The 16,683-nt window shown below is 36.0% G+C and carries 15 protein-coding genes; 8 read left to right on the forward strand and 7 right to left on the reverse strand.

Annotation, left to right across the window (positions count from 1 at the left end; all coding sequences use genetic code 11):
• Positions 1 to 55 precede the first annotated feature (55 nt).
• From IGL30_RS04305 to celB, 7 genes are all read right to left on the reverse strand, one after another.
• Positions 56 to 1,051 carry a DUF916 and DUF3324 domain-containing protein gene (locus tag IGL30_RS04305; protein ID WP_088745322.1) on the reverse strand — a complete coding sequence of 332 codons (996 nt, stop codon included), beginning with the start codon at positions 1,049 to 1,051 and terminating at the stop codon, positions 56 to 58.
• Positions 1,052 to 1,067: 16 nt separating this feature from the next.
• Complete coding sequence (locus IGL30_RS04310; protein ID WP_375371626.1) at positions 1,068 to 1,676, reverse strand: WxL domain-containing protein; 609 nt, start codon at positions 1,674 to 1,676, stop codon at positions 1,068 to 1,070.
• 21 nt (positions 1,677 to 1,697) lie between these two features.
• On the reverse strand, positions 1,698 to 3,056 hold the full coding sequence (locus tag IGL30_RS04315) for an adhesive domain-containing protein (RefSeq protein ID WP_053766467.1): 1,359 nt from the start codon (positions 3,054 to 3,056) through the stop codon (positions 1,698 to 1,700).
• A gap of 458 nt (positions 3,057 to 3,514) precedes the next feature.
• Positions 3,515 to 4,123 carry an alpha/beta hydrolase gene (locus IGL30_RS04320; protein ID WP_088745320.1) on the reverse strand — a complete coding sequence of 203 codons (609 nt, stop codon included), beginning with the start codon at positions 4,121 to 4,123 and terminating at the stop codon, positions 3,515 to 3,517.
• Between the two features lie 63 nt (positions 4,124 to 4,186).
• Entirely contained in the window at positions 4,187 to 5,161 is a 975-nt protein-coding gene (locus IGL30_RS04325) for a VOC family protein (RefSeq protein ID WP_123874887.1), read from the reverse strand.
• A 157-nt stretch (positions 5,162 to 5,318) separates the two neighbouring features.
• On the reverse strand, positions 5,319 to 6,038 hold the full coding sequence (locus tag IGL30_RS04330; protein ID WP_010719615.1) for a GntR family transcriptional regulator: 720 nt from the start codon (positions 6,036 to 6,038) through the stop codon (positions 5,319 to 5,321).
• Positions 6,039 to 6,253: 215 nt separating this feature from the next.
• A complete protein-coding gene (celB, locus tag IGL30_RS04335; RefSeq protein WP_010719614.1) occupies positions 6,254 to 7,525 on the reverse strand; it encodes a PTS cellobiose transporter subunit IIC in 1,272 nt (423 codons plus the stop codon).
• A gap of 153 nt (positions 7,526 to 7,678) precedes the next feature.
• On the opposite strand from celB, the gene IGL30_RS04340 reads away from it, so the two are divergent.
• From IGL30_RS04340 to thiD, 8 genes are all read left to right on the forward strand, one after another.
• Positions 7,679 to 9,076: a glycoside hydrolase family 1 protein gene (locus IGL30_RS04340; protein ID WP_123874886.1), complete on the forward strand. Its 1,398-nt coding sequence runs from the start codon at positions 7,679 to 7,681 to the stop codon at positions 9,074 to 9,076.
• Positions 9,077 to 9,391: 315 nt separating this feature from the next.
• Positions 9,392 to 9,739 (forward strand): hypothetical protein, encoded by a 348-nt coding sequence (locus IGL30_RS04345; protein ID WP_260221579.1) that lies wholly within the window; start codon positions 9,392 to 9,394, stop codon positions 9,737 to 9,739.
• Positions 9,740 to 9,915: 176 nt separating this feature from the next.
• The gene (locus IGL30_RS04350) at positions 9,916 to 11,205 is read left to right on the forward strand and encodes a hypothetical protein (protein WP_430618547.1); all 1,290 of its coding nucleotides are present in this window, start codon (positions 9,916 to 9,918) and stop codon (positions 11,203 to 11,205) included.
• Between the two features lie 115 nt (positions 11,206 to 11,320).
• A complete protein-coding gene (locus IGL30_RS04355) occupies positions 11,321 to 11,626 on the forward strand; it encodes a hypothetical protein (RefSeq protein WP_430618548.1) in 306 nt (101 codons plus the stop codon).
• Positions 11,627 to 11,737: 111 nt separating this feature from the next.
• The gene (locus IGL30_RS04360; protein ID WP_430618549.1) at positions 11,738 to 12,211 is read left to right on the forward strand and encodes a hypothetical protein; all 474 of its coding nucleotides are present in this window, start codon (positions 11,738 to 11,740) and stop codon (positions 12,209 to 12,211) included.
• A gap of 186 nt (positions 12,212 to 12,397) precedes the next feature.
• Complete coding sequence (locus IGL30_RS04365; protein ID WP_349700596.1) at positions 12,398 to 14,929, forward strand: hypothetical protein; 2,532 nt, start codon at positions 12,398 to 12,400, stop codon at positions 14,927 to 14,929.
• 75 nt (positions 14,930 to 15,004) lie between these two features.
• The gene (locus IGL30_RS04370) at positions 15,005 to 15,445 is read left to right on the forward strand and encodes a universal stress protein (RefSeq protein WP_010719609.1); all 441 of its coding nucleotides are present in this window, start codon (positions 15,005 to 15,007) and stop codon (positions 15,443 to 15,445) included.
• 280 nt (positions 15,446 to 15,725) lie between these two features.
• Positions 15,726 to 16,574, forward strand: coding sequence for a bifunctional hydroxymethylpyrimidine kinase/phosphomethylpyrimidine kinase (gene thiD, locus IGL30_RS04375; RefSeq protein WP_088745315.1), 849 nt, complete (start codon positions 15,726 to 15,728; stop codon positions 16,572 to 16,574).
• Positions 16,575 to 16,683: the final 109 nt, after the last annotated feature.

Raw genomic sequence — 16,683 nt, forward strand, 5'->3', positions numbered from 1 at the left:
AAACTAACTCTGCCTCGTGAAAATCTAGGTAGGGTTAGTTTTTGTTTGATAACAGTCATCGTTTTTTCTTTCTCATCAGATACAGTAAAAAGACAATAATGAGGACGAGAGCGAAAATAATACCTCCAGCTAGCCAAAGGAGCCAATTGTTTTGCGGCTCATCCTTTGTAGTAGATATATTTTGTTCATTATAAGTTGCAGCTGTTTTTTGCGAAATAGTAAAATTTATCTTTTGCTGCCAATTGATTTCCTTGTTTTTGACATTCGTCATTAGCTGATAGGTTCCTGGTTCGAATTCTTTTCCTTCTAAAAAAATCAAATAATCCGTGCCGCTGTTAGGGGCGAACGAAATGGGCTGGGTCCCAGTTAGTACTGGGGTTTGTTGTTGTTCTTTTTTGATCTCATAGTGTATACGAGCACTAGATAGATAAGCAACATTAGTATTTTCCAAAGTTGCTTTGATGGCATTTCTCTGGTTGATTTGGGTAGGTGCTGCTTTTTTTAGTTCTAAGTTCGGTTGGATTTTGTTTAGTTGTGTTTTAAGTAAGACAGCAATCTCCCGAGAAAAGACATGTTGAATATTTCCTTGTATATCTTTTTTTGGTTCTTCTTGGAGATAGAGCCCACCCGTAATTACTCCATCAAAATCTTTTTCTGGCATTTTGATGGTTAAAGGAATCTTTTTTTGTTCATGTCCCGCAAGAGTAAACTTTTGCTTATCAACAGAAACAATTTTCTCGATATCAATGGGCAAATTATTAGGACGATCTTGATTTCTACCAGAATATTCAACAACACCTAGTTGATTAGTCTTTGCACGATTAAAGGACGGAATGATCGTGATCTCAGTTTCTTTTAGATTCGTGACTAAGACATTCAAAGTCGATTCCTGTCCAGGTTTTAGTTGTAGATCAAAATAATTGTCGTTTGTTGATGGTGTTGATTCATTGCCTTGCATTTGTGCATCAAAACTTTGTAAGGATTCGCCGTAGATGTTAAGATTTCCCATCAGTAGAAAGAAGAAGGGTAGTATCCAAAACCACTTTTTCACGATCATTCCTCCTTTCTTAGTTGGTTGGACTGGATGAGAAAGTCCAATTTAATGTAGTAGTATATTGTTCGGCTACTTTATTTGTATTCGCTGGAACAGATAAGCTGAATTGATTAATCGCTAGTGCAGTATCGCCCGAGTTTTGACCTGCGGTTGCATCTAAAATCGTAACATCTTGATTGAATACTTGGATCGCTAATTCATCGTTTTCATAGGCACTGGTAGGGGCTAACCCTAAGTTATTTGTAAGTGCGCCAAAAGATAAATTGAGCTGTGCACCTGATAGCTCAACATCATCCGCTGTTTTGAACTGGTCAGTTTGAGATAACTTGACTGTCCATATAGCTGCAGGATTTCCTCGGTTGTCTCGAACAGCTACGGTTCCAGTAGTAGGTGTAGAGCCGGTTTGTTCACCTGTAGCAGTAGCAATCCAGTTTTCAGCAGCTGCAGTTTGCAGGGGATGATCCCCAAAGTCTAAATTAGTTGGTATACCGCCAGCATAGTCAAATTCAAGTGCGCCTTCCACATAGGCCACTTCTCCTTGGGTTTGTGAATCAGCAAAAACGAGAGAACTTGAAAACAAGCTGATCCCCAAGACAAAAAAAGATAACGTTTTCTTTTTCATTTCTTCTTCCTCCTAAATAAATTACGGTGTATCCGATAAGAGCCATTCCACCATTGTTTGGTAGGTTCCCTTTGTTTTCAGACTTTCTTTGGGAACCGCTAATGAGAACTGATTGATTGCTAATTGGACTTGACCAGGATCAGTTACACCATTTAATTTGAGTAATGTTTGTTGCGTGCCTATAGATAGAGGGACCATTTGATTAGCAGTACTTGTGATCCCAGTGATAGGAAAGGTAGTTGTTAAATCTGCTGTTGAGATTTGTAATTGGGACGTTAATTGATTGGTTCCGTTTTGCCAAGGACTAAGTTGTTGGACTTTTATTTGCCAATTTTTTACAACTGTCCGTGTATCAGTAATCGAAATCGATCCGGTAGTTACTTGATTGTTATTGGTGGCTACTAAGTGCTCATCCTGTTGGGTCTGGATCAAGTGCTGACCAAAGTTCAAGTGAGTCGGCAAGCTTGTGGTCTGCCAGGTGAGTGCTCCGGCTGAAAAATAAACAGGTGTTGTACCAGTAGTAGTTCCTAACTGAATCGTCGACTGATCTGTTTGAATAAAACCGCCCTTAAAATTAGCTGTTAGATCTTGGGTCAATTTGGGCGAAGATAAAAGAAATGGTAGCGAAACACTCGTATTACCTAAAATCGAAGCAGCAACCAAATTTTTACTATTATCAGAAGTTGGTGAATTTAAACTCGTAATAAATTGAGACAAAGCTGTGACAAAAGGGGACAATAACGTTCCTAAAACAGTCCCAATCAGCGGTAAAGCTTGGACGATCGTTAATAAATTTTGAATCCGATTTTTTAATGTCGTTGTCAGGATGGGTAATAGCCCTTGACTAATCGCTACGCCATATTGAGTGCTTGAGCGTGGGACGATAGCTAGAGTAAGATTCTGGGCACCAAAAGTTTCCGAACGTAATTCTGACAATGCCTGATTAACCGCTGTTTTATTTTGTGTGGAAACTAAAGGTGAGTTGACGATCAACGAAATCACAGAGGTTATGGTCGGCAAAATCAATTGTAAAGGGGACTGACTAAGTGGCACAGTAACAGTAGTTTGAACAGTCGCATTCCCATTAGGTTGGATATACCCGACCATTTCAGTCGGTGCTTCTAAAATGGCATATTTATCGCCAGTTGTGATAACCCCAGCGCTGATGCCATTTTTTCCTTCAATGAGAAAAGTGACAGGGACATTTACTCGGTTTAAAAAAGGCGCATTTGGACTGGTTTGACTGTTATTAGTTGCGGTAGTCGTACCAAATAAATTTAACGAAACTGCTTGAACAACATTTGTTTGTGCAAGCACTGACAGAAGTGTCAATAACAGAAAGATTACTTGTTGAATCTGTTTTCTTTTTTTGTGAAGCATCGTGCCCCCTCCCTAATGAGTGAACCATATTAACTCGACAAAAAAATGGCGAACGCTAAAATGATTGCAACTCTGATTAATTAAACTATAGCAATTTTTTGGAAATCTAGCTAATCAAAAACTCATTTTTTTCTAATTTTTATAATAGAAATCCATATTCTACAGTTTTTTCAAATGAGGAATGTTTCTATTTATCTTTAATATGATGCGTTTAAAATGAGGGGGAGCCAAGAAGGATTTTCCAAAATGAAAATTAAAAGAGATGATTTGAGAAAAATGGATAGTTGGATCTAGCACTTACATTCATTTTTCTGTTTCGTGCGTAAAGGTCGAAACAAAAAAATACGCCCTAAAAATTGTCGTTTTCACGTACAACTTTTGGAGCGTACCTCATTATAGAGTCTTTGAAAAAGAGACTTTGAAAAAATAATCCGATGCATCACAACTTTCGTCCAATATTAGTTAACCGAAAGCGAAGAAAGCCAACTTTTTGCGGCAATTAATTCAGCCTTTGTTAATTGATGACCAGTAAACGTTTCTTGGAATGTGAGGTGAGCTTTTTGCATTTCAAAATCTTTGATCAGATTCGTAATCGCTATAGAGGAGACGATTGGATCGGTCTTGCTGTAAGAAAGCCAGATCTGAGTATCAGTCATTACTTTTGCTGGATAATTGACGTTTAAAGACATTGGATGAAAAAGGATTCCTTTTCGCAGCTCAGTATTTCTTGATAATAGCAAGTGAGCAGCGATATTCGCTCCATTGGAATAGCCTACGATCACCCAGTCATGTAACGAGATGTTTTCTTTTTGGCTAACTGCTGAGATTTCATGGTATAGAAGCGCTGTTTCTTCTGCTAAACTCTGGTAATCGAATTGATTCAACCCATTCCGTCGAAAGAAGCGATTCATTCCGTCTTCTTTGATTGAACCACGAAAAGAAAGAATCGTAGCATCCGGTTCAAGAAACTGGGCGGTTTCAAGTAAAGAATATTCATCGCCACCTGTACCATGAAGAAGGAGTAAATTTCTACTTGTTTGTTTTCCCGCTTGAAAAAAATATTCCATGATTTGACCTCTTTTTCTTGAAAGTTATGTTTCTTGAAAACGACTGTCTGGATAGAAAGAAGATCATTCTCGTTGTTGGTTGGCATCCTGAGTATCGAAGGGACGAATGTACGCTTCGATTTCTTCTCTTTTACTTTCGAGTTGTGGTGGGAGTGATAGTTTTTCGCCAGCTGTATCTGCTGATTCATCGCCAAAAAAACCAGGTCCATCTGTTGCTAATTCAAAGAGAACGTGGGTGGCAGCTAAGAAGTATTCTGATTGGAAGTAGAAGCGATCCACAAACCCTGAACTTGGTACGTTTATCTGATTGATCACATGGATCCAGTGACGTAAGGCTTCTTCATCAGCGACACGCAAGGCAAGGTGATGGATATTGCCGAATCCTTCGATTTCTTTTGGTAAATCTGCTCGCTGTTCAACAATGATGCTTGCTCCATTACCGCCTTGACCGACTTCAAAGAGCGAAAAAGCTCCTGTTTGATCAGTAAGTTTAAACTCTAAAGTCTGTTCTAATAGTAACTGTAATGGTTCCATTTGACTCACTCGGACAAAAACTGGTCCCAAGCCTGTAATTGCATATTCTGATGGAATATTGCTGTTCTTCCAAGGAGTACCACCAGCAACACCTGTATTGTTTTCATCAGAAATCAATTGATAGAATTGATGGTCAAAGTCTTCAAACTCCAGATATTTTTTTGAAAAACGTTCCTTGATCGCAGAGTGAAGAACATTCTTTTCTTCAAAGCGTTTGAACCAATAAGTCAATGCTTCATCAGTTGGTACTCGAAAGGACACTCTAGAAATCGTATCCGTTCCTTTACTTCCTTGAGGTTGATTAGGAAAAGCGAAAAAAGTCATGTCAGTTCCAGGGGAGCCGTATTCATCTGTAAAATAAAGGTGATACATTTCGATATCATCTTGGTTGATCGTTTTTTTTACTAAGCGCATTCCTAAAATATCCGTAAAAAAACGATAAATTTTAGTGGGACTTGAAGTCATAGCGGTAACATGGTGGATGCCTTTGATTTGAGTATCCATGAGAGTTCCTCCTTTGCACTTACAAAAAGTAAGCGTTGTGTTAATTACAGTATAGTGAGTGGGAACGTTTCTGGCAATTATTCTGTTTGACTCCGCTCTTTTGTAAACATCAAAAAATCCGTTTCACAATAGTTTCCTATTTTTGAAACGGATTTTTTTAGTTTGAACGGACATCAAGTAAGGAATAGTTGCGGACATCAAACCGATTTCTACTAGATGAATATTCGATGGGCTGACCATCTTTTAGATAAACGACTTGTTGCACATCCAAAACAGGATCTATTTCCGAACAATTCAAGTATTCCTGATCAAAGTGCGTACTTTTATCTGCTGAAATTGCTCGATAGGCGCCTGCAAAATGAAGATTTAGATCTTGGTGCAAGTAATCATAGATAGAAGAAAGCAGATGTTCTTTTTTTAGCCCTGGAACTAAATGTACAGGCATAAATGTATGTTCCAAAATATAAGGTTCGTTGTCTAAAATTCGTAAACGGTGAATATTATAAACAGGTTGTTCGGCACCAATCATTAATTTTTCTTGAATAAATGGGTTCGGAAACTCGACATCAAATTGAATGATTTGACTCGTCAGTGAACGATGACGACGTTTCATTTGATGACTGAGTCCCTCATACTCATTGGCAGGGGAGGTATCTTTCTCGATAAAAGGATGATCTAAAATTTTGGTTCCAGCCCCTCTTTGCGAATAAACTAATCCTTCCATAGCCAGAATATTGATGGCTTTTTTGATGGTCATTCGACTTGCGCCAAATTCTTCGACTAAAGTGATCTGATTAGGTAAAAAGCTGTTTGGTGGATATTCTTTTGAACGGATTCTTTCCCTTAAAACATTTGCGATTTCTTCATATTTTGGCACGTTATTCACCTCGTATTGAGTATAACGAAAGTTATTTCGTTCGACAAGAAAGAAATAACGAAGTTTAGTTGTTGAATTACTCATTTCAATGAAACAAGCATGAACAAATCAATTCACATCATTCCATGTTTATGACTGTTCATGCTAGATTATAAAATTTGCTTAATCTCTATTAGAAAGAAGATGATTTGCTTCACAGGTGAGTAGATAAGGCTTTACACAACGTCTAAATCAGGTTGTTTATCTAATACTTTTAAGAATGGGTACCAAATAAAAGCGACGATCACAAAATCGACTACTTGTAAGAGACCGCCTAGCCATGAATTGGTAGCTAAAACACCACTAGCAATGATCGGCACAGTCCACGGAACTGAAACACCAGTAGGCGGAGGAACGATTCCAGCTGCCATCATCAAGTAGTTGAACGTTGTCACGACCAAAGGAGCAACGACCCAAGGAATCAAAATGGTGGCATTCAATACGATTGGAAGACCAAAAATTGCAGGTTCATTGACATTGAAGATTCCAGGTGCTAGCGCTAAACGACCAACATCACGGTATTGTTTTTTCTTCAAGACAAAAGCCATCAATAATACTACTGCCAACGTCATTCCAGAGCCACCGATACCAACGGTAAAGGTTTCCATAAATGGTTTTGTGATGATATGTGGTAGTTCTTTCCCATGCTGATAAGCTTCTAAATTATCAAGCATCAATGTATTCCAGATAGGGTCCATAACAGAATTAACAATAATTTGACCGTGAAGACCAAAGAACCACAAAAATTGAACAAAGAATAAGGCAATCAACGTAGCAGGTAAACTACTACCTAAACCAGTTAGAGGTTTTTGGATAACTTCATAGACTAAGTCATGAAGGTTCGCATTGAATACGCCAGTCATGACAGCGTTGATGATCAAGAAAACAGTCAATGTGACTACAGCTGGAATCAAAGCGGCAAAAGATTTCGTTACTGCAGGTGGTACGCCATCAGGCATTTTAATTTGCCAACCACGTTTGGTGATTCGACAGTAGATTTCCGCAGCTAAAAAGGCAGCAATCATTCCAATGAACATTCCTTTAGCACCTAGACGATCAAGTGATAGGACACCCGAAACTTCTTCACCACCAGCTGTTGTCATCACAAAAGGTGTGAGAATCAAAAAGCTTGCGAATGAAACAGCGCCACCAAAAATACCTTCTACATCATATGATTTTGATAAATAATAGCCGATACCAAATGTAACAAAAACGGACATGATACTCATCGTCGCATTTTGACCATTGCCAAAAAGGGTGCTTAACGTGCCTTTGGTACCATCACTGAAGAACGGTAGATTATTCACAACGACCACAATTGATCCAAACATTGTTAGCGGAAATGACAACATAAATGCATCCCGTAGCACAGTTAAGTAACGGTTTTGCCCTAAAAGATTGGCTAAGGGCATAATTTTTTGAGAAAGTTTATCCATAAAACCATTCATTTTTTTCACCTCAAATTTATTTTGCAATCGATTACAAACGTAGTATAACGTCTGTCTGTTTAAATGTCTAGTCATTTTTATCAAAAGTATTGATTTATTTTCAGTGATTGTTTATGATTACGGTAATTACTAAAAGAATTGAGGGATTATGAAATGAAACACTACGATTTTCCAAAGAATTTTTGGTGGGGAACCGCCGCAAGTGGACCACAAACAGAAGGCAGAATCGACGGAGATGGGAAAGGAGAAAACATTTGGGACTATTGGTATGATCTAGAGCCAGAAAAATTTTTCAATCAAGTTGGTCCTGAGAAAACCTCTCAAGTTTACACGAAATATCGAGAAGACGTTCAATTGATGAAAGAGACAGGTCATAATACTTTCCGAACATCCATTCAATGGAGTCGTCTATTCCCTAAAGGAAAAGGAGAAGTGAATCAACAGGCTGTATCATTTTACCGCTCATATTTTACAGAATTACTGGAGCAGGGAATTGAACCATTTGTCAATTTATATCATTTTGATATGCCTTTAGAATTACAACAAACAGGTGGCTGGTTGTCTCGTGATACGGTTGACGCCTATGTGGCCTATGCAAAAACCTGTTTTGAGTTATTTGGGGATTTAGTAAAGAAATGGTTTACCCATAATGAACCGATTGTTCCAGTAGAAGGCGGTTATCTCTATCAGTTTCATTATCCTAACCATATCAATCTAAAAGAGGCTATTCAAGTTGGTTTCCACGAAAATTTGGCAAGTGCCAAAGCAATTGAAGCCTATCATAAGATGGGACAAAAAGGAGAAATTGGAATCATTTTGAATTTAACTCCTAGCTACCCGCGAGACGAAACAAACCCTGAGGATGTCAAGGCTGCTAGAATCGCTGATGCTTTTTTCAATCGTTCTTTTCTTGATCCTGCAGTAAAAGGAGAGTTTCCATCAGAGTTGGTTGCTATTGTGAAAGAATTAGCGATAATGCCAGAGATGGGGCCCGATGACTTAACGATTATCAAAGAAAATACGATTGATCTATTAGGAATCAATTATTATCAACCTCGGAGAATCAAGGCAAAAGAAACACCGATTGATCATCAGAATGGACCAATGCCAGAAGATTATTTTGATTATTATGATATGCCTAATAAAAAAATGAATATCTATCGTGGTTGGGAAATTTATGAAAAAGGGATCTATGATATCTTGACGAATACGAGAGAGAACTATGGCAATATCAAATGTTATATCTCTGAAAATGGTATGGGTGTAGAAGGGGAAGAACGTTTCGTTAACTCGGAAGGCGTGATTGAAGATGATTATCGGATCACTTTTGTCACAGACCATCTGAAATATGTGCATCAGGCAATCCAAGAAGGAACGAATTGTGTGGGTTACCACATGTGGACTTGCATGGATAACTGGTCTTGGACGAACGCTTATAAAAACCGTTATGGACTGATTGCTGTCGATCTAAACAAAGACGGTAAACGGACGATTAAAAAGTCGGGCCATTGGTTTAAAACCGTAGCCATGAAAAATGGGTTTGAAGCCTAAAAATTTTTGTAAATAGTTTTTAGAATAAAAACGAATGAAACTGGGACAAAAAGTTGTGAGGTACAAAGGTCATAATCGCAATAAACGATTTTATTATTTTTACCAATCTTCAGAAATTTCGGCTTATCGGCTCATTTCTTGAGAATAAAAACTTCTTGTCTCAATTTCATTGGTTTATTACATAAAAAATGGTAGAAAACAATACTAAAAAGCAGTGTGAACCGACACAGTTATCCATACTAGTAAGAACAAGGATACGAGTGATTAAAATTTGTTGCAATTTACAAAAACGGACGATAAAGAAAAGGAGATCGAATGGAAAAAAATGAAGGTTTATTTAATGTATATTTTAAAGCAGATCGAGTGGACTATGGAAAAAATGGCTATGAATCTATCAATTTAAAGAATAACCCGAATTTGATGTCAGATAGTATTTATTTATATAATCTTTTATTCATGAATAAGCCGGCATTTGTTCCAAGGGATTGGGAACAACACCAAGTTAACTTTGAAAGATATGTTATGCCGCGTTTAACTGTGAACGAACAAGCAATAGTTAGAGAATGGATAAATACTCTTCATAAAAATGAATTGTTACAGTACAGATCTTTAGAGGGAATGGCGAAAACTTACGTTACTTTTCATAAGCTGTTAAAAAAATAACTAATGAAGCGGACCAAGCTTTTGAAGATCAGTTTAAAGATGTTCAGTCATTAGATCAGCAATCACGAAAGAAAACAATCGATATCTATAGTTTTTATCATAAGATTTCTAATGAAAAAACAGCAGAATCAACTAAAAGACTAGAAGCGCAGGTCAGTGATTTGTTGATCAAACCAGTGGTAAATAAAGGTGAAAATAGTCCTAATTGGTTTAATGATTTAGTGAGAACAGTTATGGTTCTGGAACGAGGGATAGAGTCAGAGAAACTAAAAACAAAAATATTTACTGAAATAAAAAAATCCGGTAATCAACCCGTTCTTGAAGAAAAATGGGATTCATTCATTAAAAACCATGCGATTCCATGCCTGAAAAAAAATACCGGTTTGGATGAAGTCTATTATGAATTATCTCAAACAATCAATGTTTTGAACAAGAAAATTAAGGTATCTGTAGAAGAAGCACAGTCTGTTTCTTCTGTTTTTTATAATAAAATATTTCCCAATTTACTCCGTTTGCCTGACATGTCTCATCTGGAAAAAATAGCAATTTATGAAATTTATATCGATGAAAGTAACTTATTACCGAAAACCAAAAATAAAATAAAAAAAACTTTGGAGAAAAATTTATTAAAAAAAGAAAAAAAGAAACTTGAAGAAGTCAAGCTTTTAAAAAAACAAAATATTCAGATGATAGAAGAGATAGAACCGCATGATTTATTAGCCCTTGAAGAAATACAGCGAGGAAAGCAAAAAGCAACAGTAGATTTTTTTACAGCTATTTATAAAAAGTATGAAGCATTAAATAGAACAACAATGACTAGAGAAAAATATTTAAGTGAAGAAGTACAGCGAGGAAAGCAAAAAGCAACGGGAGATCTTTTTACAGTTATTTATGAAAAGAATGGTGCATTGAATAGAACAGCAATTTCTAGAGAAGCGAAGAAATATTTAAGCAAAGTAGGCTATTTAGAATTTGAATTTATAGTACATAATAGTGAACAAAAAAATCATATAATAAAACAAGAATCCACTTCTTTAAGTGTACTTAAATCTATGCTTAAACGGAAAGATTTATCTCCTTATTCAGTGAAAGCTTATTGTTTAGCCTATTTAGAAGAGCGACAACTGGAAAGCAATATCAAAAAACTTTGGAGAAAACCTTTTTTGAAAGATTTAACACCAGAAGAGATTAAAGTAGTGGAGAATCTAGTTTCTGAAAAAAGATTATGTCTACAATTGGGGAAGGAAGTAGGGCCAGAACTTGCAGTCAGATATGAAAGAAGCAATCAAGATAATCAAGTAGAACGACTGAAATTGTTCAATGAGATGAATCAAAAGGTTTTTTCAGTGACTTGTCGCCAATTCATCAAAGAGCAAGCTAAAAAATGTTTGAGTGCAACGAATTATACTCGATTTGAAGTAACTCAAATGATACGAAATATAGAGAGAAAAAAACAATTTTTTTGATCCGATTATTAATAGTCAAGATTTATCTTCTAACGAAATTAGAGCCTATTGTCTAGCCTATTTAGAAGAGCAACAAATGGAGAGCAACATCAAAAAAAATTTGAGAAAACTTTTTTTGAAAGAGTTGAAACCAGAAGAAATATTGAAAGTGAAGAATCTATTTTCAGAAAAAAGATTATATTTACAATTAGGAAAAGAAGTAGGTCCAGAACTTGCAACTAAGCTTGACAATAGCAAGGAAAGCGACCAAGTAGTCCTATCTCAGTTGTTCAAAGAGATGGATCAAAAAGCTTTTTCGGTAACTTGTCGCCAATTCATCAAAGAGCAAGCTAAAAAACATTTAAGTGAAGCAAACTATGTGAGATTTGAAATAGGTCACGTGATACGAGAGGGAGAGAGTAAAAAAAATTTACAGGAATAGGAAAAAACAGATTTTCTTAATCCATTTCTAAGTCGCGAAAATTTATCTCCTAACGAAATTAGAGCTTATGAGTTAGCTTATCTAGAAATGAAATACGAACCACTTAGCCGAATGAATAGTTGGAAAAAGAGTTTACAACAATATTTTGAGAAAAACTTAACAAATGAAGAAAGAAATGAAGTGCAAGCCTTAGTTCCTCAAAAAAGAGTTCTTATCCAATTGTCAAAAGAGCTAGATTTAAAAAACGTATTTCAGCTTGAAGAAATACAGCAAGGAAAACAAGAAGGAAGGCTTGGTTTTTTCACAGATATTTATGAAAAATCCTTTTCAACGACTAACCAAGAATACATCAAAACACAAGCAAAAATATATTTAAGTCCTGCTAACCATGCTGAATTTGCAGTGAAAAGTCAGATGCAAGATGCATTGAGAGAAAAAGGATTAAAGCTAGCGAATATTAAGTTTAGGGAAGATAAAATTCGGGTGTTTCTTGACCAGAAAATACAATCACCACTTGAAATTAGAGCGTATCACTTAGCCTGTATAGAAGAACAAGTGATACCAATGGATATCAAAAAAGTTTGATACACGCTTTGAAAAAAGATTTAACTGTAGACGAAAATCTGAAATTGTCAGAACTCATTTCAGAACAACAAAATAATTAAACAATTCATTTTATTACCCGAATGGCAATCTGTAGCTGAAATTGATCCTTTATTTATCGCTGTAAAGAAGAGAATAGAGAAAAAATTAGAACGATTTAGCCAAGAGGTGGAAGCAAGTCAACTGAAAACGGATGAAGAAATTTTAGCGATCGCAGAAAAAGACCCTAAAGTCAAAGAACTACTTACATACTATCAAAACATTGCTCCAGCAGTTCCGTTGAAAGATTTTGCAAAGGCGACGCCAACCGTCGTTACTCATTTTAAAAATTCAGCACATCAACTTGCAAGAGAATACTTTGGAAAAGATGCGGAATTATCTCAACAAATTTATGAATTGGGAAAGCGAGACCTACCGTTTTGTGTAGATGTAATTAGGTATCTGCTATCAACTGACAAAAATGAGAAAGCGAAAGGTATTCCGAAATCTTTTGATAAGGAAAGTCAAGACAGAGCCGAGTATATAATAGAAAATTATCATCAAAAGTTCATAAAGCTACGGCAAACTAAGCAATCAAAAAAAGTTCTACAAAAGGAAAGGAAAGAAAAGCAGATTGCAAATGACACCCAACTGAAAGAATTAGTAAGACATGGCGTTTATAATTATCAAATGGGTGAGGGGAAAGAAATACATATAGGACAGGCTAATATTTGTTCTGTTTCGGGCAACACTCGATTACAGCAATTTATAAAAGAACTAGCTGAAAAGTTAGATACAGATATGCAAAGAGAAGCAGCGATTCAAACAGTAATGAAACCAAATTTAAGTTTAGAAGAAAGGGAAGAGTTTTACGATTATCTAAAAAAAGATCCTTATCTTTCAATATTTTTGCAGAAGGATAACTTATCAAAGCTTGAATTAAAAGCTTATGTAGACGTTTGTCTTAAAAAAACAGACTTATCTTTTAAAGGGAAAATCTCTGGCAATTTGAGGGCTTGTTTAACGATAACTGAAAAAAAAGAATTAAATAAATTGATTACTGAAAAAGAAGTTATCCGTGCAGTTGCAGAAGAAATCGATCATCAAACAGCTTTAGAATTGGAGCGAGTAGTAAACCAAAACAAACAAGAGATTGATCCACTCGTAACTGTTTATCGTCAAACAACCTTTACAGCGATTAAAGAGTTTGTCCTACAACAAGTTGATTCATCACTAACTGAAAAAAATCGCTCTGAATTTTATCAGAAAATTGGTTCTGCAGCTTCTATAAAGCATCTAGATCAGACTAATTTTGGGGCACACTTAACAAATAAAGAGGAATTAGGACAAGAAACTAAAATAGGCTTTCTTTCACTAATTAATGAAATGAAAGAAACATTAGAACAACAAAAAATCGCCTATTACTTTCCTGAAATAGTCGGAGAATTTAATTCTCATCAAGTAACGAGAGAAAGTTTGGAAAAATTAGGTATCCATTTTACAGACGATCAAATGAAAAATTGGGAAGCTACATATAAAAAAGGCCCGATAGTAACCGATAATATTCAAATATCCATACTTCAAACAATCGCAAAAGTAATTGAAAAACATATGGAACGAAAAGGAACTCTAATAGAAAATATCCCCACCGAAAAAGAAGAAAAAAATAGCATAAAAGAAAGACTGAAAAAAGAAATCGAACAATCAGTAGCTAAGATTAATAAGAATGACCCTAGGATCAGTATAGAAGAGCAGTTTATAAATCATCTTTCGACTCAGCCAATCTTCAACCATTTAGTAAGGAAAGAACCCGAAATAGGGGAAAAATTATTGAAAAAATGTCAGAACAGACTTCCTTTTATTTCGCTACCTTCTTCAAAAGAATTTCTTCAGATGATGAATAGAGAGTTCCTCAAAAAACATACCGGGATTAGACGTTTTGCATTAGAATATGCGAGAGAAAAAAGAGCACGATTGTTTGAAGAAAGAAAAATTTATAAGTTGTATCAAGAAAATCCATTCTGGTGTTGTGAAAATTTACGAGTGATCCTCGTCAATTATGCTGGGTTTAAGAAGATAAAGTTAAACCCAATATATAGACCTGAATTATACTCTTTTCAAGTGGATAGGAGTTTTAGTCAGCAGAGATTACTAAATAAAGCCAAAAAAATAACCGATTTTTATATAGATATCGCTTTAGATTTAAAAAAAGTATTGCCTAAGGAACTTCAAAAAAAAGAATCAACGAATAAGGAAAGCCAAACTGAAATATCATTAGAGGTAATAGTAAGCGACCAAGAGAAGTTAAATAATGATATGGCTTTAACAGAGGCGAGAGAAAAGAAGAGGTTATTTCCTGCCACAAATCATTTTGAACCGAAAAGTAATTTAGGACAAATGGAGCCGTTAGACAAAAAACTGCGTTTGACTCAGATAAAAGAATCAGTGGATAAGGAAAGCCAGACTGAAATATTAACAGAATCAACAGTGAGCGAGCATAAGAAGTTAAATAATAATATGATGGATTTAACAGAGACAGACGGAAAGAAGAGGTTATTTCCTACCACGGATCATTTTGAACCGAAAAGTAATTTAGGACAAATGAAGCCGCTAGAAAAAAAACTGCGTATGACTCAGATAAAAGAAAAAGCAAGCCAAGAAGGTCACAGCTCTAATGAAAGAAAACCGCATGAACAAGTTCAAAGACAAGCGAATCGCTAAGTTTGGTCAGTGCTAGTAAATTAGTTGTTCCCTTAAAATAATCGTGCTACACTGATTGTAAAGGAGGCGGTTTCAATGGCAGACACCTATAAAAATATATTAGTAGCAATTGATGGATCAGAAAAAGCAGAAAAAGCCTTTTCTGAAGCAGTTACAATTGCAAAAAGAAATCAGGCAAAGCTACACATTTTGTACGTAAACGAAGTAACGGGTAACTATTTCGGTGATTTTGCATTTGTTACAACGAACTTACAAGAGGAATTAGATGAAGTTGCAGAAAACCAAATGAAAGAGCATCGCAACTTAGCAATTGAAAAGGGACTAACAGATATCGAGACGTATATTTTGTATGGATATCCGAAAACATTGATTGCAAATTTCAATGAATCAAAGGAAAAAATTGATTTGATTGTTATGGGGGCTACAGGATTGAATGCCGTGGAACGTGTCTTAGTTGGTTCAACTACTTCTTATGTAGTCACACATGCACCGTGCAATGTGTTGGTAGTAAAATAACGTCACTCGCTAGTTAGTGAGAGGATGCTAGAACTGAGCAGTACACTGAAGAAGCAAATAAAAAAGTAAGCCGAAGAAGCTGAGCATCATCTCTTTTATGTCAGTATTCTTCGGTTTTTTGTCATGCTTTTTTCTTTTTGCTTTCCCTTTTTTACTAATCAGCAAATGATTAGTGGATGGAAATGCCTATTTATATACGATTTGATTCCTTAAAGTAAGAAGTGGTATAGTTGTGTAGAATAGGGAATGAGTTGGAAAAATAAAAAAGGGAATGAAGCGTATGAACGACCAATATGTACAAGTCATGACGATCGCGGGATCAGACAGTGATGGAAGTGCAGGAATGCAAGCAGATATGCATACTTTCTTTACCCGTGGCGTCTATGGTGTATCAGTTATGACGGCTTGTGTGGCAGGAAATTCTTATGGGATCGGAGCAAGTGTGACCTTACCAAGTGAGTTCATTGATAAAGAATTTTCCTTGATCGCTGAAGACTATCAAATAAGAGCGGCTAAAACAGGTATGCTAGCTGATGCAGAATTGATTGAAACAGTAGTTAAAAATTATCAACAGTATAACTTTGGTCCATTAGTGGTCGACCCGGTAATCGTGACGAAGCATGGAAATCTATTATTAGAAGAGGCTGCTTTAAGTAGTCTGAAAGAAAAACTAGTACCGTTAGCGACTGTCTTGACGCCGAATTTCTATGAAGCAGAGAAATTAACTGGAAGAACCTTAACGACAGATGAAGATTATGTTCAGGCCGCTGTTGACTTACAAGCAATGGGTGCCAAAAATGTGATGATCAAAGGATTTCATACGAAAGAAAGTAATCAAGAAGAAGTAAGAGATTATGTGTTGCTGGAATCTGGACGATCATTTTGGTTAAGTGCAGTCTTTTACCCAACAGATCGAATCAACGGTACAGGGGACACATTGTCAGCTTGCATCGCTGCAGAATTAGCGAAAGGAAAAACAGTAGAAGAAGCAATCCGAACGGCAAAAGACTATGTCAATATTGCAATTGGTGAAGAAATCATTGTCGGTCACAAGTATGGTCCCATCAATCACTGGGCAGCAGAAAAGCAACTCTCAGCAAAAAACTGTTCTTCAAAGAAGAATCAATAGCTATCTAAAAGAATGGTTTTTTTTGCTTTTATAATTTTTCAAAAAAGTATAAGTGAATCATAATGTTTTTAATAGTAAAAATGAAAATGGGACTGAAAAAATCAATTCT

The organism is Enterococcus sp. DIV1089c (assembly GCF_050530965.1).
Lineage (GTDB): Bacteria > Bacillota > Bacilli > Lactobacillales > Enterococcaceae > Enterococcus_B > Enterococcus_B hirae.